Source organism: Hydrogenophaga flava NBRC 102514, from assembly GCF_001571145.1.
Lineage (GTDB): Bacteria > Pseudomonadota > Gammaproteobacteria > Burkholderiales > Burkholderiaceae_C > Hydrogenophaga > Hydrogenophaga flava.
In genome coordinates this window covers 50,551-75,901 of the sequence record NZ_BCTF01000016.1, presented here as the reverse complement: position 1 = coordinate 75,901, position 25,351 = coordinate 50,551, and the positions used below count along the sequence as shown (strand labels likewise).

General features: G+C 61.7%; 27 protein-coding genes. 1 reads left to right on the top strand and 26 read right to left on the bottom strand.

Annotation, left to right across the window (positions count from 1 at the left end):
* The 26 genes from HFL01S_RS14875 to HFL01S_RS14750 form a co-directional block, all read right to left on the bottom strand.
* A complete protein-coding gene (locus HFL01S_RS14875) occupies positions 1-663 on the bottom strand; it encodes a hypothetical protein (protein WP_066259973.1) in 663 nt (220 codons plus the stop codon).
* Positions 663-2,558 (bottom strand): type IV secretory system conjugative DNA transfer family protein, encoded by a 1,896-nt coding sequence (locus HFL01S_RS14870; protein WP_084383337.1) that lies wholly within the window; start codon positions 2,556-2,558, stop codon positions 663-665. Before HFL01S_RS14870 ends, HFL01S_RS14875 begins: the two co-directional genes overlap by 1 nt.
* Positions 2,555-3,526 carry a hypothetical protein gene (locus HFL01S_RS14865; protein WP_066259970.1) on the bottom strand — a complete coding sequence of 324 codons (972 nt, stop codon included), beginning with the start codon at positions 3,524-3,526 and terminating at the stop codon, positions 2,555-2,557. Before HFL01S_RS14865 ends, HFL01S_RS14870 begins: the two co-directional genes overlap by 4 nt.
* Positions 3,527-3,553: 27 nt before the next feature.
* A complete protein-coding gene (locus HFL01S_RS14860) occupies positions 3,554-4,006 on the bottom strand; it encodes a hypothetical protein (protein ID WP_157538886.1) in 453 nt (150 codons plus the stop codon).
* Positions 4,007-4,023: 17 nt separating this feature from the next.
* Complete coding sequence (gene virB11, locus HFL01S_RS14855) at positions 4,024-5,073, bottom strand: P-type DNA transfer ATPase VirB11 (RefSeq protein ID WP_066259966.1); 1,050 nt, start codon at positions 5,071-5,073, stop codon at positions 4,024-4,026.
* Between the two features lie 19 nt (positions 5,074-5,092).
* Positions 5,093-6,175, bottom strand: coding sequence for a TrbI/VirB10 family protein (locus HFL01S_RS14850; RefSeq protein WP_066259963.1), 1,083 nt, complete (start codon positions 6,173-6,175; stop codon positions 5,093-5,095).
* Positions 6,172-6,900 carry a TrbG/VirB9 family P-type conjugative transfer protein gene (locus tag HFL01S_RS14845; protein WP_066259959.1) on the bottom strand — a complete coding sequence of 243 codons (729 nt, stop codon included), beginning with the start codon at positions 6,898-6,900 and terminating at the stop codon, positions 6,172-6,174. Before HFL01S_RS14845 ends, HFL01S_RS14850 begins: the two co-directional genes overlap by 4 nt.
* An 85-nt stretch (positions 6,901-6,985) precedes the next feature.
* Positions 6,986-7,837 carry a VirB8 family type IV secretion system protein gene (locus HFL01S_RS14840; protein ID WP_066259956.1) on the bottom strand — a complete coding sequence of 284 codons (852 nt, stop codon included), beginning with the start codon at positions 7,835-7,837 and terminating at the stop codon, positions 6,986-6,988.
* A 105-nt stretch (positions 7,838-7,942) separates the two neighbouring features.
* Complete coding sequence (locus tag HFL01S_RS14835) at positions 7,943-8,371, bottom strand: TcpQ domain-containing protein (RefSeq protein ID WP_066259953.1); 429 nt, start codon at positions 8,369-8,371, stop codon at positions 7,943-7,945.
* 54 nt (positions 8,372-8,425) lie between these two features.
* A complete protein-coding gene (locus HFL01S_RS14830) occupies positions 8,426-10,174 on the bottom strand; it encodes a TrbL/VirB6 family protein (RefSeq protein ID WP_066259951.1) in 1,749 nt (582 codons plus the stop codon).
* A gap of 18 nt (positions 10,175-10,192) precedes the next feature.
* On the bottom strand, positions 10,193-10,960 hold the full coding sequence (locus tag HFL01S_RS25120; protein WP_157538884.1) for a hypothetical protein: 768 nt from the start codon (positions 10,958-10,960) through the stop codon (positions 10,193-10,195).
* Positions 10,926-11,300, bottom strand: a complete 375-nt coding sequence (locus HFL01S_RS14820; protein WP_066259942.1) for a hypothetical protein — start codon at positions 11,298-11,300, stop codon at positions 10,926-10,928. The genes HFL01S_RS25120 and HFL01S_RS14820 overlap by 35 nt, the downstream gene beginning before the upstream one ends.
* Positions 11,301-11,352: 52 nt before the next feature.
* A complete protein-coding gene (locus HFL01S_RS14815; protein WP_066259938.1) occupies positions 11,353-12,810 on the bottom strand; it encodes a Tle-like phospholipase domain-containing protein in 1,458 nt (485 codons plus the stop codon).
* Between the two features lie 234 nt (positions 12,811-13,044).
* On the bottom strand, positions 13,045-13,677 hold the full coding sequence (locus tag HFL01S_RS14810; RefSeq protein ID WP_066259936.1) for a hypothetical protein: 633 nt from the start codon (positions 13,675-13,677) through the stop codon (positions 13,045-13,047).
* Positions 13,678-13,746: 69 nt separating this feature from the next.
* Positions 13,747-14,274, bottom strand: a complete 528-nt coding sequence (locus HFL01S_RS25115; RefSeq protein ID WP_218008635.1) for a hypothetical protein — start codon at positions 14,272-14,274, stop codon at positions 13,747-13,749.
* A 511-nt stretch (positions 14,275-14,785) separates the two neighbouring features.
* Positions 14,786-15,373, bottom strand: coding sequence for a hypothetical protein (locus tag HFL01S_RS14795; RefSeq protein ID WP_066259926.1), 588 nt, complete (start codon positions 15,371-15,373; stop codon positions 14,786-14,788).
* A 22-nt stretch (positions 15,374-15,395) separates the two neighbouring features.
* Positions 15,396-15,755 carry a hypothetical protein gene (locus HFL01S_RS25110; protein ID WP_157538882.1) on the bottom strand — a complete coding sequence of 120 codons (360 nt, stop codon included), beginning with the start codon at positions 15,753-15,755 and terminating at the stop codon, positions 15,396-15,398.
* A 49-nt stretch (positions 15,756-15,804) separates the two neighbouring features.
* On the bottom strand, positions 15,805-16,365 hold the full coding sequence (locus HFL01S_RS14790; protein ID WP_066259925.1) for a hypothetical protein: 561 nt from the start codon (positions 16,363-16,365) through the stop codon (positions 15,805-15,807).
* A 40-nt stretch (positions 16,366-16,405) separates the two neighbouring features.
* Positions 16,406-16,654: a hypothetical protein gene (locus HFL01S_RS14785; RefSeq protein ID WP_066259922.1), complete on the bottom strand. Its 249-nt coding sequence runs from the start codon at positions 16,652-16,654 to the stop codon at positions 16,406-16,408.
* A 208-nt stretch (positions 16,655-16,862) separates the two neighbouring features.
* Complete coding sequence (locus HFL01S_RS14780) at positions 16,863-19,352, bottom strand: VirB4 family type IV secretion/conjugal transfer ATPase (RefSeq protein WP_084383329.1); 2,490 nt, start codon at positions 19,350-19,352, stop codon at positions 16,863-16,865.
* A gap of 4 nt (positions 19,353-19,356) precedes the next feature.
* Positions 19,357-19,674 (bottom strand): VirB3 family type IV secretion system protein, encoded by a 318-nt coding sequence (locus HFL01S_RS14775; RefSeq protein WP_066259920.1) that lies wholly within the window; start codon positions 19,672-19,674, stop codon positions 19,357-19,359.
* Positions 19,675-19,686: 12 nt separating this feature from the next.
* Positions 19,687-20,049 carry a TrbC/VirB2 family protein gene (locus HFL01S_RS14770; protein ID WP_066259918.1) on the bottom strand — a complete coding sequence of 121 codons (363 nt, stop codon included), beginning with the start codon at positions 20,047-20,049 and terminating at the stop codon, positions 19,687-19,689.
* Positions 20,050-20,062: 13 nt separating this feature from the next.
* Positions 20,063-21,034, bottom strand: coding sequence for a lytic transglycosylase domain-containing protein (locus HFL01S_RS14765; RefSeq protein WP_066259917.1), 972 nt, complete (start codon positions 21,032-21,034; stop codon positions 20,063-20,065).
* A 157-nt stretch (positions 21,035-21,191) separates the two neighbouring features.
* A complete protein-coding gene (gene folP / locus HFL01S_RS14760; RefSeq protein ID WP_066259916.1) occupies positions 21,192-22,034 on the bottom strand; it encodes a dihydropteroate synthase in 843 nt (280 codons plus the stop codon).
* Between the two features lie 64 nt (positions 22,035-22,098).
* Complete coding sequence (ftsH, locus tag HFL01S_RS14755) at positions 22,099-24,015, bottom strand: ATP-dependent zinc metalloprotease FtsH (protein WP_066259914.1); 1,917 nt, start codon at positions 24,013-24,015, stop codon at positions 22,099-22,101.
* A gap of 116 nt (positions 24,016-24,131) precedes the next feature.
* Positions 24,132-24,803, bottom strand: coding sequence for an RlmE family RNA methyltransferase (locus tag HFL01S_RS14750; RefSeq protein ID WP_066260119.1), 672 nt, complete (start codon positions 24,801-24,803; stop codon positions 24,132-24,134).
* Positions 24,804-24,857: 54 nt separating this feature from the next.
* Between HFL01S_RS14750 and HFL01S_RS14745 the strand changes: the two genes are divergently transcribed.
* On the top strand, positions 24,858-25,328 hold the full coding sequence (locus tag HFL01S_RS14745) for a YhbY family RNA-binding protein (protein ID WP_066259912.1): 471 nt from the start codon (positions 24,858-24,860) through the stop codon (positions 25,326-25,328).
* The last annotated feature ends 23 nt before the right edge of the window (positions 25,329-25,351 follow it).

Below are 25,351 nucleotides of genomic sequence, written 5' to 3'. Positions count from 1 at the left end.
CTAGCGATCAGGTGCTCGTTCGTAAGCCAGAAACGCCTTGAATCCCTTGAGCTGCGGGATGTCCTTCAAGGTTTCCAGCCTCAGTCGGTAGCGGCCAGGTCCTTGCTCGCCGGGGCTTCCGAACTCAAGCACGTAGGTGGAAGCGTCGGGCGTTCCAGGCGATGCTCCGGAATGTTCGGAGAAGGCCCCGCTAGACACAGCGATGTCATCCTTCAAACTGAACGACTCGAAGCGGCTCGATTCATACCCTTTGGCCACATTCACACGATTCCAGATCTTTACTGGAATTTCGTTCCCGTCTTGCAAGCGATGCAACGTCACACGCACTGACACCGGGTGGGCGTCGATGTGTTGCACCTGACCCATCGCTGGAGCAAACAAGACTCTCAACCCCACAAAATAGCCCGTTGAATGGCTCACCTTGGGTGGCGGCGGCACATCAAACGTCACATCAACTTTGTGCCCAGCCTTGTCGAGCGGCATGGGGATCTTCAGTGGCGCGACCAGCACCCCGGCGTCCGGTACGTCTTGGGCGGCCACGGCCCCCGGACCACCCGCCGAACATCCGGCCAGGGCCAGCGTCAGTCCTGCGACGCACCACCAACGGCTCCATCGTGTGCTAAGGGACAACTGCACCACATCAACTCCTTTGAAGCCGCGCATCAGCGCTCCAGATGCGCCAGCATCGCATCAATCTCCCCGCCAATGCCCGCCAGGCCGGTGTACTCGGCGGGCGGACTCGCCACCTTGTTCCGGTCCGCGTCCGTCTGCCGTGCCAGCGACTCCTGGACGCTGGGCACCGCTTCTGGCAGCTCGATAGGCACCGCCGCGGGCGGCGGCACGGATCGTTCGGATGCCACCACCGGAGAGTCGGTCGCCAGGGTCAGCAGGGGCACGTCGACCTTGGGCAGCAGCCGCTCCTTGAACGCAGTCTCCTTGAAATAGCGGATCTTGTCCGACATCACCGGATGCGCCATGCCCTCCACCAGCAGGATCTGCTTGTCGTCACCCATGGCCTTGAGCTCCTGCGGCAGCATCAGGGCCCGGCGCTCCTCGCTCTCGCTGCGGGTGTAGCTGCTTTCACGCGAGCGGCTGCGGCTCACACTGTCCTTGCGCATGCCGGTGTAACCCAGCATCTCGCTGTATTCGTTGGCATCCTGCTGCTCGCGCGGCGCGAAGATGATGCGCAGCGCGTGGTTGGTCATGATGGTGCGCGCGTTCTCCTTGCCGTAGGTTGACTCCAGCTGCGCCATGCTCTGGATGATGGGCATCAGGCGCAGGTTGTAGCCGGCCATGAAGCTGACCGCACTGGCGATGATGTCGACGCGGCCGATGCTGGTGAACTCGTCCATCAGCAGCAGGCACTGGTGCTTCAGCTCGGGGTTGGCCTGCGGCAGCTCTCGCGTATTCTGGTTGATCAGCTGGCTGAAGAAGAGATTGAGAATCAGCCGGCTCTCGGCCAGCTTGTTGGGCTGGATAGCGACGTAGATGCTCATCTTCTTCTTGCGTACGTCGCGCAGGTCGAAGTCGTTGCCGCTGGTGGCGGCGTCCACCACCGGGTTGAGCCAGGGGTTCAGCGGCTCCTTGAAGGTGCCCATGATGCTGGCGAAGGTCTCGTTGGCCTGCCCGAGTAGTGTGGCGAAGGCGGTGCGCGCACTGGGGCTCAGGTGCGGCCAGGCCGCCAGCTCCGCCAGGTAGGCCTTGAACTCCTGTCCGGGACGACCCGACGCCAGGCGGTAGAGGCCGCCCATGGTCGGCTCCTCAAAAGGCACCCCGTACTGCTCGGCCAGGTAGGCCGCCTGTTCGTAGGCATACAGCGCGAACGCGACGAAGGCGTTCTGCGCCTGGTTGGCCCAGAACGGGTCCTTGTGCAGGTCCGACACCGGGTACAGCATGGCCGCGATGCTCTGCACGTCGCTGATGCGGAACGCCGGATCGCGCGAGACGTAGGACAGCGGGTTCCAGCGGTGCGTGCGCCGGTTTTCAGCGAACGGGTTGAACAGATAGACCGACTGCCCGTAGAGCGCCCGGAAGCCGCTGGTGAGCTCGAAGTTCTCCTGCTTGATGTCCAGCACCACCACCGAGCCCTGGTAGCTCAGCAGGTTGGGAATGACGATACCCACGCCCTTGCCCGAGCGCGTGGGCGCAGCCAGCAGCGCGAACTGCTGGCCATTGAAGTAGACAAACTGCCCGTCCTTCTTGCCCACCACCAGCGCCGTGTCCTCGGCCCGGAGCATCTTGCGCGACCGCAGGTCGGCCATGGTGGCGAAGCGGGCCTCGCCGTAGAGGCTCGGCTTCCTGCGCAACAACACGGCAAGCACCAGCGCGGCCAGCGCCAGCAAGGGCACGCCGAATCCCACCAGGCCACTGCTCTTGATGACCGGGCCATGCTTGGGCGCATCGGCGTAGGCGGCCAGGTAGCGCCAGTAGTCGAACGCGCCGACACCCTCCAGCGGCAGGCCCAGGCGCCAGGCCATCAGCCACCCGCTGAGATAGGTTCCCGCCACCAGTGCCAACACCAGCAGCACCAGCACGCCCCAGCCGAGGAAACGCCTCATTGCCGGACCTTGGCGCCCTTGACTTCGCCCAGGCGCGCCATCTGCTCCTTGTAGCGCCGCAGCTGGTCGCGGGCCCACTCGTACCGGCACAGCTCGACCGAGGCGGGCAGCGCCTTGACGGGCACTGCCTGTTCACGGGACTGCGTCGCGCAACGCGCATCGCGGTACTCGCGCCATCGGCTGTGGTCCAGGTCCTGGTGGCGCGCATAGGACTGCGCATAGCTCTTGCCGTGCTCGACCTGCAGCGACTGCATGCGGCCCGCCCGGTAGTCGCGCACGAGGGTCAGCAGGGCCTTGTCCTGCTCGATGCGCGCGCGGCGGCAGGCCACCAGCTCGGGCGCCCCGCTGTCGCACACCGCATCCACCCGGTCGGGTGCTGCCCCGCGCCGCACCGCCGCCGGCGTGCCGCGCACCCAGCGTCCGCTGGCAGCCACATAGCAGTGGCTCTCCACCTTCGGGCTCCCCGAGGCGCCGGCCACCTTCAACGACACGCAGTTCGGTGCCGAAGGCTGGATCTCGCCTGCGTTGGACACCAGATCAATCTGCGCATAGCGCCCGGTTTTCGGATCGAACTGGTAGAGGCTGTCCACCGGCAGCTTGCCGTCCATGGCGTACAAGCGCGTGACCTTGAAGTCCAGCAGCCCGTCGCCATTGAAGTCCTTGAACTGCAGCCACCCGCTGGCGTCCAGCCGGTCGCGCGGCATCTCGAAGGCGTGCGGAAGCGCCTGCAGCTCCTTGCCGTCCTGCGTCACCACGATGTAGCCCGACCCCACCTCGCCCTCGGCCGCGTCGGCCTTGTCGTCAAACTCGAAGCTGAACGCAAGCTCCGGCGCCTCCGGCCCGACCTTCTGGGTCATGGTGTCGAGACCCTGGACCTGCGGGCGCAGGAAATCCAGGGACAACGGGGCACAGGCCGCCAGGGACAGCAGCAGCGCAAGGCTGCTGGCGCTTCTCAAAACCTTCTTCATGTCCTCACTCCCTTGTTTTCACAGACCTCAGTAGCCGCAGCGCGCAAACACCGTGGTGTCCACAGGTTCGTCCAGCGCATCGTTGCCCCGGCGGCGGGACCACAGCAGCTCGTCCTGCCGCAGTTCGAAGACATAGGTCTCGAGCGTCTTGGGCTTGTCGTAGGGCGGCACATCGACCAGGGCCTGCATGCGCCAGGTGTTGACGCGGCGAGGCTGCACATCGGTCACGAAGTACATGGTGGTCTGGGTGTTCTCCGCCCACTGCTGCAGCTGGCGTTCGTCGATCACCAGCGCCCCCGGGTCGGGCTCCACCGGTTTGCGCCCGAGGTAGGCGGCGCACTTGGCGGCCCCCTCCTCGTTCTTCAGGAACCACAGCCCCCGCATGTCGACCGGGGTGATGCCCGGCGTCGGTGTGGCGGCCTGCGCCGCCATGGCACAGAGCGCGACAAAGGTCGCCGCCAGAACCTGACGATTTTTCATGTTGTCCTCCTTGAATGTCATGACTCCAGCGCAAGCTTGCGCTGGGGATCGAAGTCGATGCCGGTGATGTAGCGCTGGCCGGCGTGGGCCTTGATGTGCACCACAATGTCGATGGTGAGCATCAGCAACCGCTTGATCTCGTCGAAGTCCAGACCAGAGCCCTCGGGTGAAGCCTTCACCATCAGAGCCATCTGGTCCCAGGTCTGGCTCGTGCTGCCGGCGTGGCAACTGGTGATCGAACCCGGGTGGCCTGACGCGCAGTTGCGGATGTAGTAGAACGATTCGTCGCCCCGGATTTCGGCCAGGATGATGCGGTCGGGCTTCATCCGCAGGCAGGCCTCCATGCAGCCCTTGGCCGTGACATTGGCCGTGCCCTGCCCGCCCCGCGAATAGATCAGGTGCACGCGGTTGGGCTGCTCGATGAACAGCTCCCGCGCGTCCTCGATCGTGATGAGCCGCTCGTCTTCCGGTATGTGCGTCACCAGCGACTTCATGAAGGTCGTCTTGCCACTGCCAGTCGCGCCCGACACGACGATGTTCTTCTTGTAGAACACGGCTTTGCTGAAGAAGTCGTGGTAGTTGCGGGACCGCTTGAGAGCCAGCAACTCCTCGTCCATCTCACTGACGCTGTCGGTGCCCTCCAGAATCCGGGCGAAGAAGCCGTCCTCCTGGTACTGGTTCAGCGTCTTGGTGTATCGCGAGGGCAGGCGGATGGTGATCGAGACGTGGTCCGCCGGCACCGCTGGCGGCAGCACGAACTGCGCGCGCTGCCCGGTGGGAAAAGTCAGCGATACCACCGGGTCCACCGCAGTGATGCGCTGCCCGGTCTTGCTCTCGTTGACCACCGTGGTGCAGAACTGGCGCGCACGGTCGAAGGTCAGCCCGGGCACATCGATGCGCTCCCAGCCCTTGACCGTCTCCAGAAACACCTCGCCCGGCCGGTTGATGCAGATCTCGGTGACGCTCGGATCGCTCAGGAACGGGGTTATGCCCAGCACGTGATACTGGTACTCTAGGAACTCCGTCGAGATGTTGGCGATGGTTTCACCGTCTGCCCGTTCCGTCATGTCGAACCCATCGCCCCGCTCAGCGCATCACGCTGGAGAAGTCCACGTCGCGCGACGCAAAGATGTTGATCACCGTACCGTTGAGCACCGTGACCGTTGCCTTGCGGTTGGCCGAGCGGGCCAGCATGTCGGTCGCCACCTTCTTGGCTGTGTTGGCGGTCTGCGACTCCCAGGGGTCGTAGGTCACGATGCCAACCCCCCCGGCACCGGACACGCTGGTGCTGCCTCGCAGGTTGTTCTCGTTGGCGAACTTCTGCCCGGCCGCGTCGATGCCATCGGCCAGCAGGCTGACCAGCATCGCGGCGCCGATGCGCTCGCCCCAGTGACCGTCGTAGTGACCCGGAACGCCCGCACCTCCGAGCGCATCGGTGCCCGCGCTGTCGATGCGCACGTCCAGGCCGGTGGTCGTCAGCACGCGGGTCCACACCACGCCGATGCGGTCGAAGTTCTCGTCGACATACTTGTATTCGCCGGTCACCTTCGAGCCCTTGTCGATCAGCAGGCGGCGGCCGTTGGATGAATAGATCGGCTCGGTCACGATGCACGAAGTCATGCCCGGCAGGGTCGACACGATCTTGGTCTCCAGCGAGCAGCGGATGAAGGTGCCCCGCGTCATCACGAAGTCGGCGCTGGCAAGCACCTCGACGGCACCGCGCTTGACCGCCGAATACTCGTCCTCGAACAGCTGGTTCTTGCGCGCCCCCTTGTCGGTGGCGGGAATCATGTTGTTCTCACTCGCCATGCGCCGCTGCATCAGGTCATCGGCGGGCTTGGGATCGGCCACAGTGCCCTGCTGAGGCATCTCCGCCGGCAGGGGCGGCAGATCGTTCTTGGCCACCACATCCACCGGCGGGGGCGCCAGTTTCAGCACCGGCTTGTCCGGCACCGTGACCTCTTCGTACTTGACGGTCTTCTTGTCGTCGTTCGCAGACAGGGCGTTGCTGGCGACCCAGAGCGTCATGCCGATGGTTGCCAGGGACACGATCACGATGTAGGCGACGGCGGTCTTGTTGACGCCGCGGCTCAGACCCGACGAAAGCTTGGGCATGTTGTCGGACAGGACGGGCCCCTGACCGTTGCCACCTGGAAACTGCATGCTCATTGGTTCCTCCTGAGTCCGACCACGTCATTGCCCAGCCGCATCACCAGAAACGGATAGACGCCCAACACCACCATCACGTTCTTTTCGCTCTTGGTGTTCACCAGGAACTCTTCTCCGCTGCGCTCGTTGCGTCCGAAGATGGCCGGGAAGTTGGCCATGGGTGGCAGATGGATGTAGGTGAACTGCCCGTTGTCGTACACGCGCGTCGGCACGATGGTCGAGGCATCGCTAACGGTCGAGAAGTCGTAGTTCAGGTGGTAGTTGCTCTGCGAGTTCAGCGCCGTCACCGTCGGGGACAGCACCGCGTTGGTCGCGGCGAGCGGGCTGGCCTTGTCCGGCTCGTCGTTGCCGTACACGAACCGGATCTTGTAGAACACACCGGCGTTCTTCGCCTCTTCCAGCGTCTTCCACTTGGTGGCCGACACCCGCAGGTCCAGCAGATACGAACGCATGTTGGTGCGGATGTACATGTTGGTGTCGACATCCACGTTCTTCGGGCGGATGTAGAACACGTTGTCGCGCCGCACCAGCTCCCAGCCGTCGCTGAAGCCGGTGCCGAAGTCCTTGACCTGCTCCTGCGAGCTGATCTCGATCTGGGTCGCGATGCCCAGGCCGGTGTTCACGCGCACCACCTGGTCACGCTGGTACGGCACCTCGCGCACCTCCTGCGCCATGGCCGGGCCCTGCCAGAGCAGCGCCGCACCCAGCAGCGCGGTGGTTCTCATGCACCACGCCTTGAGCCTGTTCTGTTGTTTCGTCATCTTCCTTCTTCCCTTCGGCCGAAGCCACTGATCGTTGGTGTCGTTCGAATCACTGTCCCTGCGCGGGCGTGGCCGGCGCGCCTGGCAGGCTGGGCGCAGGCGCCGCTGTTGCGGCTGCCGCTGGCCCCTGATCGGAAGCGGCTGGCGCTCCTGCGCCGCGGTGCATCACACCCTCCTCTTCGTTGAGAAGAGGCACGCCCGGGTCCTGGGTGGGTGCCTTGAAGACCGGCTTGTTGATCTCATCGTCGACGCGGAACGCCGTCACCTGGAAACCCAGCGGATTGCGCAGGCGCAGCTTGTCGCTCATCTTCAGGTGTGCCTTGTATTCGAAGCTCATGGTCGCGACGTGGCTGCTGAGGAACTCGCTCTTGCCCGTGCCCTTGTCGAACTTCCACTTCTCGAACCGCACCGTGGCTCCCGTGGGAATTGCACCGCGCTCCTCATCGAGACCGTTGAGGATGACGCTGGTGACCTGCACGCGGATCGCGGTGTTGCGGCCCCATTTCTTCTCGGGGCTGTTGTTGGTGCCGTCGAACTGCTTGACGAACAGGTTCTTCACCGGGTCGTTGGACATCGACGCGACGTACTCCCAGTCGTACTCGTTGATCGTGTCGTAGTCGTAGCCCTCGCGCGCCTGCACGAAGCGCGCCACGTGGCTGCGGTTGAGCGCCTCGCTGGCGTAGATGCCGGTTGCAGCGATGTTGTCGCGCAGCGGGGAGATCGTGCTGGTGCTGCGCTTGAGGTCAACGGTGACCAGATAGGGCACCTTCTCCTTGAGGGGCAACATGTAGGCGATCGCTCCGCCCATCAGCAGTGTCAGGGCCATCGCCCCCAGCGCCACCGTCCAGGCCCGGCGCTCGCTGCGCTTGACCATTGAGATGACGTTGGACTCGAAGTCCATTGACTTTTTCAGAATCTCTTGCGAACCCTCCGACAGTTCGCGTTTGAACAATGCCATAACCGCCTTGAAGCCTGTGTTGAATATTTGGTTGTGTGGACGCCGCTGTCAGGGCATCCGCGTCACCAGCATCGCCCTGCTGGCCGAGACCTGGATGCGCAGCTTCTGCGCCGCGTAAGAGCGCCGCACCGAGTTCAGCGCGCGCTGCAGGTTGTTGTCCTTGACCGACTCCAGCCCGCTGACCAGCGTCAGGTCGCTGGGGTACTGCCAGTCCAGCGTGCCGCCGTTTTCCCGGGCCCAGCGCTCCAGCATGTGCCGCAACGTCGCGTCGGTGGGCAACATCTGGAACCGGGGCAGTTCGGCCTCCTCCTTGAGCGGAATCTCCTGCGGCTTGGCCGCCAGCGTGTTCACCGGCTTCCAGTTGTCGGCGATGTCGACCGCCTTTGGCGCGGCGCAGGCCTGCAGCAGCAGGGCGGCGCCCAGTAGCAGCGCTGGGCGCCAGGTGGACGAAACGAAGCTTGAAAACGGTTGTGACATTTGATGGCTACCCTGATTCATCTTGAAATACCCCAGAAAACTCGTCGAGCGCACTCAGGTGATCCGGTTGGCTGCGCCCATCTGACCCCGTGGCATGGCATGCATCGGCGTGTCAGACACGGCCGGCGCCGTAGCCACCCGTTCTGGAGCCGCAACGCCGGGTGCTGGCGCCCCCGCCGGGGCTTGGGCGAGCGCCCGCGACCCACCGACCGAGCCGCCATCGACGCCCAGCAAACCGCCGCTGCCCAACGGAATGCCTTGCTGCTCGTAGTGCTTGATCGTGGCGTCCGACACATTCGTGCCATTGCTGTAGAAACCGTCAACGTTCGGGCCTGCAAGCACAGCGCTTTCGGGACTGCCGGCGTACCTCTCGTGCAATGGCGTGAGGCTCCCGCTCCTGAACTCGTCGCTCATCTGCTGGGACCTCGCCTGCGCGAACACCGGATTGCCCTGAGCGTTCAAACCCAATGAACCCGTGCGATGCGGAGCACCGGAGGGGGCCAATGAAGCGTCCGCTCCTCCCGTTCCCAAGCTGTTGGCGCGGTTGATCATCAGCTGGTTGTTCGACATCGGCGAGGCTCCCGCCGGCCCAGACCGGTCGTACCCCACTGGCTGATACCCGTTCGCAGGAAGTGCCTGTTGACTGGCACCAGGGGATGCAGCACCGCCCCCCCCCACAGGCTGCCCCATGGGCCGGATGATGCCCATGGACCCCATCACGTTCGACGCGTAGCCCAGCGAGGCGTTGAACATCTGCATGATCAGCGGCGGCACCGCCACGATCAGCGTGGCAAACAGCGCACCCATCATGCCGAGGCGCATCGTCGCCCCCGACATGTCCACGCGGTCGCCGCCATTGGTCAGCAAGCCGATCAGGACTTCGGCCACCACCCCCAGCCCGATCTGGACCGGCGTGGCATCGAGCGCGTCCCCGGCGTCGGCCACCGCATTGAGCACGAAGGACACCATGATGGTCAGCCCGTAGCTCACGCTGGCCGACATGGCGATGGTCGAGACGATCGCCAGAAAGCACAGGGAGATGAACGTGCCCAGCAAAAACTTCGACCAGCTCCAGAATAGGTTGGTCGTCTGCTTGAACAGCAGGAAGAAGATGAACAGGGGCGCCAGCATCAGCGCAAACACAATCGCGATCTGGGACAGCAGCGCCAGGATGGACGTGAGGATGGCCGGGCCAGACTGACCCAGCAAGCCCGCAAAGATCGACATGGACCCCGACTTGTTGGCCTGGTCGATGGTGGTGTTGGTCACGTCCTCCACCACCATGTTCATGACCTGCGATATCGCGATGTTCATGTCGATCAGCCGGTCCACCCCCAGATCGGAACCGGTGATGATGGTGGTGATCGAGTTCTGAAGCCCCAGCACTGTGTGGATGATCGTGTCGGTGTTGCCCAGCATCGCGGTCAGAAGCGAGAGCACCAGAACGATCTTCGCGCCCCGGTACAACAGCTCCAGCACAGGTTCACGGTTGGCGCCTGACATCAGCTTCAGACCGGCCAGGATGACCCAGATCGTGACAAACGCCGACGCCATCGCTAGGACCACGCGTGAGAGGTTGTTCACCACGAAAAACATCCACTTGTCCACGATGCTGTCGTAGAGGATGTAGTTGCGCAGGTTGCAGTAGAACGAGGCGTCGGACAGCGCATTGAGATAGCGCTGGGGCATCACCCCGGAGGAGCCCAAGGCATCCGCAAATCCGCCCACCGACGTCATCTGTCCGAGGAAGTCGGCCACTTGCAGCGGGGTGCAGTTGGGCTTGGCGGCGAGCAGGTCAAACATCGATGCGCCTGTCGTTCGTCAGTTGTTGCTCGGGTTCGCCCGGAGCAGGGGAATGAACTGCGGGGGCCGCGGGTTCTTGGCGGCCTGCGCCTGGGACAACATGGCCTTGCGCGCCTCGGCCTGCTGCGTCATGTAGACCGCCTCGCGCTGCTTGTAGCCGTCCATCAGCACCTGAATTTGCAAAGCGTCGGCCTGCATCAGGGCCTGTTGGCCATGGATTTCGAAGGTGGCGCGCTGGAGTTGGCCTAGGGAGGCCCTATCCTCGGTTTCTGGCAATTCCCGAGACTTCTTAATCAGTGAAACGATTTGCTCCCGCCGCTTGGCCAAATTTTTCAGCATGGCTTGACTTTGCACGATGGTTTGTATCCGTAGATTTCGGAGCCCCATACAAGCCTCAAAATGCTTCGGACTCACTTTTTCTTGTCCGCAGTCAGCCTCCGAGCCAACATATTTTGCCATTTCCTGCTGTGTCAGCTCTGGAAGCTGGTCTTGCCTCTCAAATCTTGTCTCAAGACCCTTAAGAATTGCCAGATTGTCACCACTGCCCATTCGAATGTCACCTCGATCCCCCCGCTCGCTTTCGTAGTGATCATAAGATTTGTCGGACCCAAGTCCTTGCATTTTTCCTATTTTATTCACGAGTACAAGCTGTTTTTTTACCTCATCATCGTAAACCGCCCATTGCGCACATACAGGTTGAAGCGTAGAAAAGAATAAAAAACTCACTAGAAAATATTTACTCATGGCAATACTAGACATTAAAAGATTTGTATTGCCCGACATCATTTGCCGTCTCTTTCAATGCAGCGGCTGAAATAATTTTGCCACCGGTCGAAACAAATACGACATTCATCCATACAGACCCTATCTGCCAAGTCAACGAGATATCAGTTCTGTTGTCGTTTGCGGGAAACCCCACCAGCGCCTCAACATCCGTCCAGACCATGCCATCCCGCAATTTCGCAAACGCATCCCTGAGCGCCTGCTGCCTCTCGGCAGTGCTGTCGCCGCCTCCGCCGCCGCCACAAGCCGCCAGGCCCGCCGCCAACACACCACCCGCTCCCAACCGCAACACCGCGCGCCGGGCCATCTGCGCGCCAAAACCCACCTTGCATTGACCGATCATGGAATCCACTCCTTGAGTAAACGTTGTTGCTGTCTAAATGAGCAAGCGCCGCTCAGGCTACCGCCTGCGCCTCGCGCGAAGGCTGACCTTGGCCCTGGATGGCCACCCCGTGGCCGCCCAGGTCGAGACGTGCTTCTGCCGGTGTGTCGCGGTTCAGAGCCACTGCCTCCCTCCAGTGCTCCGCCGGACTGCGGGCCAATGCCTCGGCCACGCTGAATTCCCGCAGGGGCGGGAAGTTTTGTTGTAGCGCGATGGTACTATCGTCTCTGCTCAACAAGAACCGCCCGGCCTCGCCTTGCCCCCCAAAACGGCTACTTTCTGTAACGGCGGCAGCCGTCAGCGTCCGGATCTGGAGGTCATTCATCCCCAACTGTTTCAGGCGAGGGCCGAGCTGCTCCACGAATCGCTCGGCGTGCACCCTTTGCTGCGGGCTGGGCTGCAGCGCTTCACGCTTCTCTCCCGCTCCGGCCAGGTGCGTGTGCTGCGCTTCGGGCTCGCGCATCGACACCGTCTCGCGGCGCACCGGCTGGCCCTGGGCGTCCAGCTCGGTGAACACCGCGTCCTTGCCGCGCCTCGGGTTGAGCTCGATGCGGCTGCGCCGGCCGTCGGCGCCGTAGTGCTCGATCTCGACCTCGCCGGTCTGGGTATTGCTGCTGAGCCACTGGCGGCTGCCGTCTTCGCGCTGAATCTCGTAGCGGTTCCAGGGTGCGCTTTCATCGGCGCTGGCCATCTGGCCGACTTTGGTCACCGGCGAGGTGCTCAATAGGGCAAAGCGGGCCCGGGCCTGCGCGGGAATCTCCGAAAAGTCGCGCTGGCCCTCGGGGATGCGGTACCGCCCGTCGGGGCCAACGCTCAGGCCGTGCTGACCATTGACCAGGGCGCCCATGGTGTGGTCCTTGCCCATCAGCGCAGTCACTGGCAGCGTGCCGGCCTTGCTGGCCAGCAGCGCGGTCTTGAGCAGGTCGGGAATGACGGGTCCGGGGAGCACCGTGTGCGGCTGGCCGGTGCGCTCGCTCAGGTAGTGATTGCCCATCACACCGTCGTAGGTGTAGGTGGCGATGTCGTTGGGCGTGCGCACATCGTGCACCACACGGCCCGAGGCCTGGTAGCGCGCGATGGCCGCCTCGTAACCGCCGACGTCCTTGAAATAGCTGCCGTTGCGGGTGTCGCGCGCGATCGGCAGGCTGTTGTAGACCGCCGCGTCGATGTTGTTCTTCAGGGCAAAGCTCTGCGCCATGCCGCCGCCCAGGCTGTGGCCGGTGGCGGAGAAGTGGTAGTTTTTGTAGCGCTCGTCGTTCCGCAGAGCGTCGAAAGCCGCCTGCGCCTTGGCCTCGATCTTGGCGAACTCACTGGCGCCGGCGTTGCCCAGGTCGCTTGTCCAGTTGCTCCAAGCGTCGGAGCCTTTGAAGTCGAAGGAGATTTGATGGGTTTCGTCGTTGATGGAGACCATGAACTGGTTCTCCAGCTTGCCGTTGGGGTTGTGCTGAGTGTTCCAGCCTTCTTGCAGCAAACGGCCCTGAGCGTCTTTGACCGGTACTGACCACTCTGGCGGAAGCTGTTTACCGGGCACGGCATGCTCCCAGGGTGGCGGAAATTTGGCAATCTCTTCGGCAGCCTTGACGTCCTTGTGTGGGTAGGCCCAGAAAGCCAAGTGCAAACCGACTTTGGCGTCTAGGCGGTTCCAGGGGTTCTCCGGTGGACCGGGCGGGATATCGTGTGAATCACCCATGCGTTTCCTCCTGAGTTATTTGTTGTACAGCCGGTCCAACCAAATATCGCCGGGCACTTTGCATCTCTTGTGCAAATCGTTCCAGTGCTTTTCGCGTTCCGGGTCTTTCAACAGAGTTCGAGTCCCGTCGGAGTTGTAGCGGTAATAACCGTTTCGAAAGTGAAACCAGATCTTGCCGGCTACCGCATAGGTCGTCACATGGGGCCTCAAATCGGTGCCCAGGTCGCGACTGCCCACTACCAGCCGCCGCACATAACACTGCTGCTGCAACAGCGGCAGCAACTCTGCCAGGCCAGCTTCCCAGGCCACGAGGTTGCCACGCGGATCCACTCCCTCGTTCAGCTTGCCCGGCACCGGTTCGCTGCCCGCCTTCTGCAGCGCCAGCAAAATCTTCGCGTCCACTGACCCTTTGGCCGCCGCTTTGCGAAACAGCTCGGTGATGGCCTCGTCACCCTGCACATCCTTGATCCAGCCATCGGAGTTGCCCAGCGCGTAGAAATAGTCTCCCAACGGGTCACCGGCCGCCTGCAGCGTCTTGACGTGCAGCAGCAGGATGGCGCGCCCCTTGTCGATGTCGCTGGCGTAGCCGGCTTTCTCGATGGCGGTGCAGGCTGACAGGGTCAGGCAGACCACCGCGGAGAGCGCCATGGCCCAATGCCTGGGGCCAGTGAACGATGGGTATTGGAAGTTTCGAATGCTCATTTCACAGATCTCGGTTCACGCAAGGGCTGTGAGATGGACATGGGATTGCAATACTGCGGGCCGCGTATCGGTGGCCCGGCGAGCTTCAGCCATTTGCATCTCGTAGGCTTTTTCTCGCTGCTTGTAGCCGTCCATCAGAACCTGCAGTTTGAAAGCGTCGGACTGCATCTGAACATGCAACCCCTGCAACTCGAAGTGGTAGCGCTGCATGATGCCCGATTCCTGATTGGTGTTATTTCTTGCATCAGCAATCAGTTTGTCAATCGCTTTGCGCCTATCATCCAGCACATGTAGAACGCTCTGGCTCTGCTTAAGCGTTTGAATCCTCAAATTGCGCAAACCCTGGCAGGCCTCGAAATGCTTAGCATTGAGCTTTTCGTCTCCACAATCTTCCTTTGTACCAAGGTACTTGGCTTTTTCCGCCTCCGTCAAAGATGCCAGCTTGGAGAAGTCAACATCGAGGCTTTCGAATTTTTCAAAGTCTTTCAGTTTGTCAATACCTCTACCGCCAACATTATTGATCTTCCGAATCTCTTTCAACACTTGATCATCATAGACAGCCCATTGAGCCCCTGAGAGACTCGGAAAAGCCAACAAGCAAATATAAATAAGATTCGTCATAGATCGCCACACTCGACTTCAAAGCCCTTTACGAGCTCACCACCTGGCACCTCGTTCCATGACACGGCGTTGACTACTGCCGGCTTCGGATCTCGCTCGGCAAAAGTGACAAAAAGCTGCTGGTTGCCTGAATACCAATTTCTCCGACCACTATGAGGCGCTTCATCTGGCGATCTGCCAACTGCCTTTTCCACGTCTGAATAAGTCATACATTTCTTGTTAATCCGGTCATACGCCGCGCGCAAATCCCCATCATCAGAACTATCCCCCCCCACCACCGCCACCACAAGCAGCCAGACTGGCAGACAGCACAGCAGCCAAAGCGAGACGCCTCTTAACAAAGGACCCCTTTGTCTGTTTCAAACCTTGGTCACATCGAACAAACATGAAACTCACTCCTTCGATAAAAAATGCTGATTGAGGAATCGAACATTCAAACCATTGCGCAGATTGCCCGCACAGCGCATGCAGTGCTGGAACGAGTGCCAGGCACATTGCGCGCTTCTGCCATTTGCATTTTGTCGGCTTTTTCTCGCTGCTTGTAGCCGAAGCGCAGCGCCTGAAGCTTCATCGCGTCGTTTTGCATGTGGGTCTGCAGGCCAATAAACTCGAACTGGAGGCGCTGGAGTTTCCCGGAGTCCGCAACGGTTATCCCGTCGTCGATCAACCGCTTGATTTGCCCGTCGCGCCTCACGATGACGTTTACCAAGTCCACCGTCTCCTTTAGCGTGGTCAGGCGCAGATTGCGCAGGCCCATACAGGCGTTGTAGTGGTTTTGATTGAGCAAGCGGTCGCCGCAATCGGCTACCGTGCCAATAAAGCGTTCCGGGTTCTGGACCGCCACTGTGGAGAAGTCAACATCAAGGTTGGAGGTGGCCGGGAGATTGTCCATCTGACCAGTGTTTCCCCGTACGTTGTTGATGTTATCAACGATAATTCTTACCTGCTCGTCGAGCACCGCCCATTGGGCTCGCGCTGCCTGAGAAAGCAAGATCAAGCTCAACAGTACTGTCTTCTTCATGGCTATTCCGGTCAGTTGGTGGTTATTGGTAACCGCGGTCGATGACTTCACCATTTCCAGACAAGCGGGCCGACTCAATCAAAGGAACATTTCCGTTGTACGGAGTTCGGAAGATCACCTGCAAACTGCGGCCATCGTGAGCCCAAACATTTCTATTTTGATTCGGCTCCCAACCCACCGCCGCCACCACTTCCTCATACGTCATGCCGGCCTTGAGACGGTCTATCGCCGCTCGAAGGTCCTTGGAGTCCTCTGAGCTGTCGTCCCCGCCGCCGCCTCCGCAGGCCGTCAATCCGATGGCAACGACACCAACCAGGGTGAGTCTCATTGCCGCCCTGCGGCCAGCCCAGTGTTTCACTGCCTTCACTTCATTGCTTTTCATGCCATCCACTCCTTGAATAAACGTTGGTACGTGTAAAGGGGAAGCCCCATCAGAAGAGGCGCAACTTGTTGCCCAGGCCGTACCACTTGCCGCCCGAGGCCTCGCAGTTCTTCTTGCTCTTTCGCCACTCCAACAAGGTCTGCGGCGTGTAGTGATAGTGGTTGGAGGTGGACTTCTCGCTGTTGGCAGCGCCGCCACTCTTGGCTCCGATGCAGGTGCCCAGCGCCTTGGGGGGGCACTTCGGCACGAGGGTCGAGTCGATCTTCATCGGCGTCATCTGCACCGTGCAGGCCTTGTTCAGGGCCTCCACGTCATCGCTGCCGTTGGTCGCGCTCTCCCAGCAGCTAAGGAGAGGCAGGCTCGGCCGGGAGATGTCCATGTTGCCTTTTTGCAGGCAGGACACCACCACGCCGGACTGTCCGGGTTCGGGCATTTCCGTGCCCTCGGGCAGCTTGTCGAGGATCTGGGTGTCGGGAATTTCAGGCAGCTCCCCAGGCTTCGGTGGGCTGGGCGGCTTGGGCAGATTGACGGCGTGAGCGGCGGTGGCCAGCATCAGGGCGGCCCCCAGCATGCCGACGACCCGCAAAGCCCGGGTGATGGATGTGTTCATTGGTTTTCCTCCTGTCTGTTGTTCTTTGTGCAAGTCGCCGTCACTCTTCCATCAAGTGCTGGCACTCCTCCAGGCCATCGGGCGCACCGGCCTTGCCCTTGTAGTCAAAGGGCATCTTGCCCGGGCTCTTCCAGGTGCCGGGGCGGCGGCCATGCGGGCAGACCTGCTCGTACTTGCTGGTCCATTTGGGGTTGAAGCAGTACTGGTTGACGATCTTCCAGGTGCCTGCGATGGGGTTCACTCCCACCCAGCAGTGCGGCGGGTAGCCGAAGGCACAGAAGGAGAACACGTCCTGCCCGGCAGGAAGGTCGTTGTCAAAGAAGGCTCCCCCAGTGGAGGTGCCTTCGGGGGCCAGACCTCCGCACCTGGACTGTCCCGCAGTCGCCGAAGCGGCCAGCGGGGCGCCCGCCAAAACGAGCGCAGCGAGCAAGCGCAAGGCGGTTGCTTTGGATGTTCTGATTGGTTTCATTGTTGTTTCTGCTCCCTTGGGTGTTCGGCTACCTGACCAGCGATGCTTCGCTGCCCTCCTCCAGATCGGCCGTTGGCGCATGCCGGAGAAACTCGTTGCTGTTGGCCATGAGCGCTTTGCGCTGGGTGCGCAGCCCCTTGCGACGAAGGTGGAACTCGGGCAACCAGGTGTCTGGCAGGTGTGGTGTCGGGTGTTCGGCGAGCAGGGCCGTCAGGATCTCGACGTTGTCCGACGAGCCCGACAACACGGCAAGCTCGTCGTCCATGCCATTGAGGTTGAGTTGACAGAGCACAGCGTTGTGGCCCTGCTTGACGAGGAAACAGCGGCTGCGCTCGTCCAGCCCAACCACCAGTTCGAACTCGGCCCGCGTCAGCTTGAGACCTTCGAGGTAGTCCTTGGGATCTGCATTGGGGTTGGGCAGCAAAATCAGCGTCGCAGTCTGCTCGATGAGCGCGGCTGAGATGTCGCTGTTGAGCGCGTCCTGCGGGCTCTGGGTGGCAAAGATCCCCAGGCCGTTCTGTTTCCGGATGGTCTTCTGCTTGTTCTTGGCGAAGTCCTTGAGACCGCCTTTGCCCTCCAGAACCTTCCAGAACTCGTCCATCACATAGATGAACGGGCGCCCGTCGATGAGGCTTTCCATCCGGTGCAGCAGGTACTGGATGATGGGCTCGCGGGTCTTGGAGTCCTCAATGACTTCGGTGTAGTCGAAGCCAATGATGTTGGAGTCTGAGAAGTCGATGTTGTCCTTGGGGTTATCGAACACCCAGGCAAACGGCCCGCCCTTGCACCAGACCGAGATGCACTCGAAGAGGCTGTTCTCGCCCATGTTGGGCAGGCTCTTCTGCAGGTTGGTCATGGTGCGCAGGTGTGGCGGCGTGTCGAGGATCGCCCGCACGGCGCGGATCATGTCTTCCTGCTCGGACGCGCTGTACTTCTCCTTGCCGCACAGGGTCTGCATCAGTTCGACCAGGAACTGCTCGTTCTCAGGGTTGTTCTCGCCCTGCAAGGGGTTGAAGCCGGTGGGCTTGCCCTTCTCCAGCGTGAAGTAGCGGCCGCCGCAGGCACGGATGAAGATCTCGGCGCCGCGGTCCTTGTCGAAAAAGAAGATAGTCGGCTCGGGTTGGATCTTCTGGATCTGCGCGAGCAGGAAGTTGATCAGCGCGGTCTTGCCGGTGCCCGACTTGCCGATCACCATTGTGTTGGCAATGGCCTTCTCACCCAGCGAATATTCGTGGGGCTTGGTGGCGTGGAAATTGAAGTGATAGGCTTGGTTGTTGAGCGTCTGCAGGATGCTGACCGACGGCCCCCAGGGGTTGAAGTTGGGCTTGCCGGTAGCGAAGTTGTGCAGCGGGCTCAGCCCGAGAAAGTTCAGCGAACTGAGGTTGGCGATGCGCGGACGGAAGCGCCAGTTGCAGGGCAGTTGTGCGTAAAAGGCAGCGGGAACGGCCACATCCTCCTTGACGGTGACGAAGCTGGCACCCGAGAGCTGGGCGCGTGCCTGGGCGATGTGGTTGTAAAGCTCTTCCTGGCTCTTGGCGAAGATAGCCATGTTGAAGTGGTACTGGCCCAGCACGAAGTTGCCGGAGGCCAGCTGGTCCATTGCCATGTCGAGCTCGACGATCTGGCTGACCGCCTTGTCTTCGGAAGACAGCATCGCACCCTTGGTCCGCTCCAGCGCCTTCATCGAGTCGTAGCGGCTCATGGGCGTGAAGGAGTGGGTGACGATGTACTCGAACTCGAGGTACTTCAGCCCGTTGAGGATGCCGGGCCAGGAGCTGTCGGCGAATTCCTTGATGTTGAGAATGGCACCGAAGAAGTTGTCGCCGTTGGCGGTGCGCACGGCGAAATCGCCACTGCCGGTCGAGAAAAGGTGCTTGCTGGTCGGCAAGTAGTCGTAGATGGGCGCGGGCAGCACCGGCACCGGCTCGTCCACGTGGTTCACGAGATAACCGAAGAACTCGAGGTTCTCAGAAAACAGCTGCTGGTTGACGCTCTCATAGAGCCCTAGCCGGTAGGGCGAGTAGTCCTGCAGCAGCGCCTCGACGTTGCCCACCAGTTCGTAGATCTTCTCGAGGTAGGCCTTCTCTTCACGCCTGAGCACCTCCACATCGCGGGAGATGGCGGCGAACTTCTTGCCGCTGACCACCGGGCGGTAGATCATGGTCAGGTACAGCTCGTTCTGCATCAGGCGCTTGCTGGAGAGGCGCTCGATGTACCTGTTGTGCAACTCCTGACTGAAGCGGTGCGGGAAACGGGCTTCTGCCTTGATCGGCCTGCGACGACGGATGTCGTGGGCCCAGAAGGCGAGGTTTTCGAAGTCAGGCGCGCGGAGGCTCTGCAACAGGCTGTTGAACGCTTTGTGGCGGTGTTCTAGCTCCCAGTCCTCGCGGCCGACAAAGGGAAAGCCGCTGAGCAGCCAGGTGACCATGTAGTCACCCTCCCGGGACTTCACCACGTGCGCATCCACATGGGTACTGAACGGGATGAAGTTGCTGTAATTGGCGTCGGGTGAAAACATCGCTCTACTCGTAGGGGCGCATGTGGCGCACTGTTTTCACATACTTGGACGGGCCAAAGGCCCAGGCGCCGCCATGGCTGGCATGGTTTCGCGGAAGAAAGCGAAACACGAGGTGCAGGCCGAGCAGGCGGAAGATCATTTCGTCCTTCTTGGCCATCATGCGCATGATGAAGATGCTCAGCGGGATGAGCAGAAGGAACCAGAGCGAGAAATACATCGCCAGCAGCAGAGGCACGCCCGCGCCCACGAGGAACGGGATGTAGGGCACCCCGAGAATCATGGCGGGGCGGGTGCAGCCGCGGAACAGCGGGTCCTTCCTCATGGCATCAGAGGATCAGCAGGTTGTGGTACCGGCCCAGCTGGCCGTGAACCATCCCGCAATCGCGGCAGCGCCACCGATCAGCAGGCCGCCGATCAGCACGGGAGCAACGTCGGACAGGCGCTTGTGGGCAAAGGCAATCTGGTAGCCGGCGAACACGATCGCGATGGTGACGATGGTGACGGAAGCGGCCTTCAGGATGGTTTCGAAGTTCTGGAAGAACGTCACCACGTTGTCGCAGGCCCCTGCGAACCCGCCCCCGGTGGTGGGTGCGGCCTGTGCAAGCGCTTCCGTACCGGTGATCATCATCAGGAAACCCAACAGAAGCACGGTCAGCACACGGCTGCTGTCCGACGGCTTGCAAAAAGACTGGCTCACATTTCACTCCTTGTCAAAACACGAAAGACCGGTCCGCGGGTGTTGGTCGTTGTTGCGGACCGGTGGCGGAACCACCGGGGGCATCCGCTCCGGCGGTGTTCTCAGGTTTCCCTGAAGACTCTGTGGTGTGCAGCAGGCTGCCGCCCTTGCGGGCGATGGAAGCACCTGCACGGGAGGCAGGCATCTGGCCCTGCGCCGGGGCCGCGCCAAAATCGGCGGGCTTTGGAATGGGCGCCGTAAGCACCCGGGTCTGATAAGGGTCGCCATTGACCCCGACCACTTGCGTAGGAATACCCGCCAGCCCACCGAAGGCAGGAGGAGGGGACGCCGGAACGACCGCCCCCGGGCCGGGCACCGGAATCGCGGGTCGGTTTTCGACGGTTTCAGGCCGGAAGGCCTGGGCCCCTGCGGATTCTGAAACGTTGCTGGCCGCCCGGCCGTCCGGCGCTCTCGGAAACTCGGTCGAAGCCCCCCTCAGCGGCACGTTGTCCTCGCGCGACTTACCGCGCTGCTGCTTGCCGTAGGGAATGACCCGGATGGGTAGCTCCGCCTGGCCTGACAGGCTGTACTGCGTCTTACGGATCGAGGCGAAGATCTTTTGCACGTAGCCGTGCTCGAACCCCGTAACGAAGTTGCCCGAGTAGTAGCAGCTGAACGCCTTGCCCCAGTCGAGGGCGCGGTCGTAGCACTCGCGCAGGATTCTGGAGCCGGCTTTGAGGTTGGGACAGACCTCGAAAGCTTCTGCGTAGGTGTTCAGCCCGTACTTAGCCAAGTTGTAGCGGTTGACCTGCGCCATGCCGACGGAGAAGTTGTATCCCTCGTCCTTAAGCAGTCGCACGGCGGCCAGCGCTTCTTCAAGGTTCTTGGGCTGGCGCGCCAGATACCCGCCCACCACCCCTATAGCGAACGGATTGCGTGACGACTCCACGTGCACGACGTGTTGCATCACCTCCCTGGGTACCGCGAGATCCGGACAATCCAGCATGACAGCTGCGCGGGCCGGCGGGCCCGACAACGCTGTTTCGCGTTTGCGTCAGACCTGCTGCCACTTCCTCCTGATATGTTTTTGGCTGGCGCGCATTGTAACTTGCGTACTAGTTAGTTTCGCCCACAAAGCGTGGAGTACACACTTTGTTGCGACTTCAGGCCACACCGAGCGGTGCACTTATGGTCCGCCACACAGCCAAGCCATCGACCGTGTCTCTGACATCGTGAACACGAACCACAGAGGCTCCCCGCTCTACAGCAAGTACCGCAGCAGCCACGCTGGCAGAAACACGCTCGGCAGGGTTCGTCCGCCCAGTAACGGCACCCAGCGACGACTTGCGGGACCACCCCACGAGCCACGGATATGGCAGCAACCCCAATTCAGGCTGGCTTGCCAGGAGTTCGAAGTTCTGCTGAACAGACTTGCCAAAGCCAATGCCAGGATCCAATACGATCCGCTCTCGACTCACGCCCCTGGTCTCCAGCGCTGCAGCCCGATCACTTAGAAATTGCCGCACAGGAGCAAGCACGCGGCCATCCATGGGCGCAACCTGCATGGTCTGCGGGTCGCGGTGCATGTGCATCAGGCACACACCGCAGCGCGGGTGACCGGACACCACACCCTCAGCGCCCTTGCGACGCAAGGCCCATATGTCGTTCACGATGTCCGCGCCGAGGTCCAACACAGCTTGCATGACTTCCGGCTTGTAGGTGTCCACCGATATCGGCACCCCCAATTTCACCGCCTCGCGCACGACCGGAATGACCCGCCCAAGTTCGGCTTCCAGTGGTACCGCAGGGCTACCCGGCCTTGTCGATTCACCACCGATGTCCAGGATGTGCGCGCCTTCCTTGAGTACCTGCTCGCAATGTCGCAGCGCAGAGGATGTGCTGTCATGTTGTCCGCCGTCAGAAAATGAGTCTGGCGTTACGTTGATGATGGCCATGACTTTCGGCGTGTCCAGGTCGATGACAAAGCGGGAGGTGGTCCAATGCATACTGATCTCTGAATAAAAACGGGGCCCATGGGGCCCCGCAAAAAACTTGGTTGATAACCTCGGTTCAGGCAGCTGTCGGCGCCGTATCCGTGGTCACTGCCGGTGTCCCGCCGCTGCCACCACCACCCGCCGAAGGCGTGCGAGGCGTCCAGTCCTTGGGCGGACGAGGCGGCTTACCCGCCATGATGTCATCGATCTGGTCGGCATCGATGGTTTCCCACTCCAGCAACGCCGTCGCCATGGCGTGCATTTTGTCGCTGTGCTCCTCAATCAGGTCACGTGCCAGCTTGTACTGGGCATCGATGATGCGGCGCACCTCAGCGTCCACCTTCTGCATGGTCTGCTCGCTCATGTTGGTGGTCTTGGTCACCGAACGACCCAGGAACACCTCGCCCTCGTTCTCGGCATAGACCATCGGTCCGAGCGCGTCGGTCATGCCGTAGCGCATCACCATATCGCGGGCAATAGAGGTCGCACGCTCGAAGTCGTTGCTGGCTCCCGTGGTCATCTGGTTCATGAACACCTCTTCCGCGATCCGGCCGCCGAACAGCATGCTGATCTGGTTGAGCATGTAGTCCTTGTCGTAGCTGTAGCGATCCTGCGCCGGCAGGCTCATGGTCACACCCAGCGCGCGACCACGCGGGATGATGGTGACCTTGTGCACCGGATCGCACTTGGGCAGCAGTTTGCCGATGAGTGCGTGGCCCGCCTCGTGGTAGGCCGTGTTGCGGCGCTCTTCCTCGGGCATCACCATGCTCTTGCGCTCGGGGCCCATGAAGATCTTGTCCTTCGCCTTCTCGAAGTCCTGCATCTCGACCACGCGCGCGTTGCGCCGGGCGGCCATGAGGGCCGCTTCGTTGCACAGGTTGGCCAGATCCGCACCGCTCATGCCGGGTGTGCCACGGGCGATCACGCTGGCATTCACATCGGTGCCCAGCGGCACCTTGCGCATGTGCACGTTCAGGATCTGCTCGCGACCACGGATGTCGGGCAGCGTCACATAGACCTGACGGTCGAAACGGCCCGGGCGCAGCAGCGCTGCATCCAGAATGTCCGGGCGGTTGGTGGCGGCCACCACGATCACACCCAGATTGGTCTCGAAACCGTCCATCTCGACCAGCATCTGGTTGAGGGTCTGCTCGCGCTCGTCGTTGCCACCACCCAAGCCAGCGCCACGCTGGCGGCCGACGGCGTCGATTTCGTCGATGAAGATGATGCAGGGAGCGTTCTTTTTGGCGTTCTCGAACATGTCGCGCACGCGGGCGGCGCCCACGCCGACGAACATTTCCACGAAGTCCGAACCCGAGATGCTGAAGAACGGCACCTTTGCTTCACCAGCAATGCCCTTGGCCAGCAGCGTCTTGCCGGTGCCCGGAGGGCCGACCAGCAGCAGGCCGCGTGGTATGCGGCCGCCCAGCTTCTGGAACTTGGCCGGGTCCTTCAGGAAGTCCACCACCTCCTTGACCTCTTCCTTGGCTTCGTCGCAACCAGCGACATCTGCAAAGGTCACCGTGTTGTTGTTTTCGTCCAGCATGCGGGCCTTGCTTTTGCCAAAGCTGAAGGCCCCGCCCTTGCCGCCGCCCTGCATCTGGCGCATGAAGTAGATCCACACGCCGATCAGCAGCAACATCGGGCCCCAGCTGACCAGCAGGGTCATCAGCAACGAGCCCTCTTCGCGCGGGCGCACGTCGAACTTGACGTTGTTGTTGATCAAGTCACCCACCAGACCGCGGTCGAGGTAAGTGGCCGTGGTGCGGATACGCCGATCATCGTGCGTGACCGCCACGATTTCGGTACCGCCCTGGCCCTCCTGGATGGTGGCTTGCTTGATCTGCTGTGCCTTCACCTGATCCAGAAACTCGGAATAGCCGACGTAGCCGGCTCCGGCCGTCGCGCGGCCATCGAATTGCTTGAAGACGGTGAAAAGCACCATGGCGATCACCATCCACACGGCAATCTTCGAGAACCACTGGTTGTTCAAGGTCGGCTCCTGACTAGAACGGATACTGGCATGTTGAGGCCATTTTAGGTGTTTCAAGCCACCAAGGACTTGACATTTGGGGAGGCAACGCCAATGAAATGGTTAGTATTTATTGATCAGCTCTGGCTTTTCAGACCCATACCCACCAAAAAGGTTTCAGAGGACTTGTCCCTCGAAGCCTTGGGCTTGAAGGGCTTGACGACTTTGAAGGTCTTACGGAAAAGGGCCACCATGGGGTCGTAGGCGCCGCCGTGGAACAGCTTGGCCACCAGAGCGCCATCGGGCTTGAGGTGCTGACTGGCGAAGTCCACCGCAAGACCCACCAGATCCTCGATGCGCGCAGCGTCCGCCGACCCGATGCCCGAGAGATTCGGTGCCATATCGGACACCACGACATCTACCGACTTCACCCCTCGATCGGTCAGAGCCCGCTCCAGGACGGCCAATACTTCACTCTCGCGAAAGTCGCCCTGGATGAAGTGCACGCCCTCGACAGGCTCCATTGGCAGCAGGTCCAGTGCGATGATCTGCCCGTGCAACTCGCCGACCGCCGCGCCGCCCGGGCTCAGCCGCCGCCGCACATACTGGCTCCAGGCGCCGGGCGCCGAGCCCAGATCGACCACCACGTCGCCCGGGCGTATCAACCCCAGGGTTTCGTCGATCTCCTTGAGCTTGTAGGCCGCCCGTGCACGGTAACCCTCTTTCTGGGCCAGACGCACATACGGATCGTTGACGTGCTCGTTCAGCCAAGCCTTGTTGACCTTCTTGCTCTGAGTCCTGACTTTCATGCCCATGGCGAGACCGGGGCTGTGAGCCGCCGCTGTGTAAACGATAATTGTCCCATGCCTCAGATCCAACTCACGCCCGCACAGCGCAAGGTGCACCGCGCCGAGGCGCACCATCTCGATCCCGTCGTTCTTGTTGGCGGAGACGGACTGACCGCCGCCGTCAAAAAGGAGGTGGACGCAGCGCTCAAGGCCCACGGCCTGATCAAGATCCGTGTGTTCAGCGACGACCGCCCATCCCGCGAAGCCATGCTCCAGACGCTGGCCGACGAACTGGAGGCAGCCCCCATCCAGCACATCGGCAAGCTGCTGGTGCTGTGGCGCCCGGTTCCGGAAAAGCAGAAAGCGGCCGATGAAGACCGCATGCCCGGGCCACGCGACGTGAAGGTGCTCAAGTTCAGCAAGCGCGGAGGCCAGAAGCCCGAAGTCAAGGTGGTTCGGGTGCTGGGCAACCAGCGACTGACTCCCGGCGGCCAGGTCAAGCGCGCCAAGGTGCTCAAGAAGAGCATCAAGAAAAGCGCCCGCTGATCCCGTGTACCGGGCTCCAGACG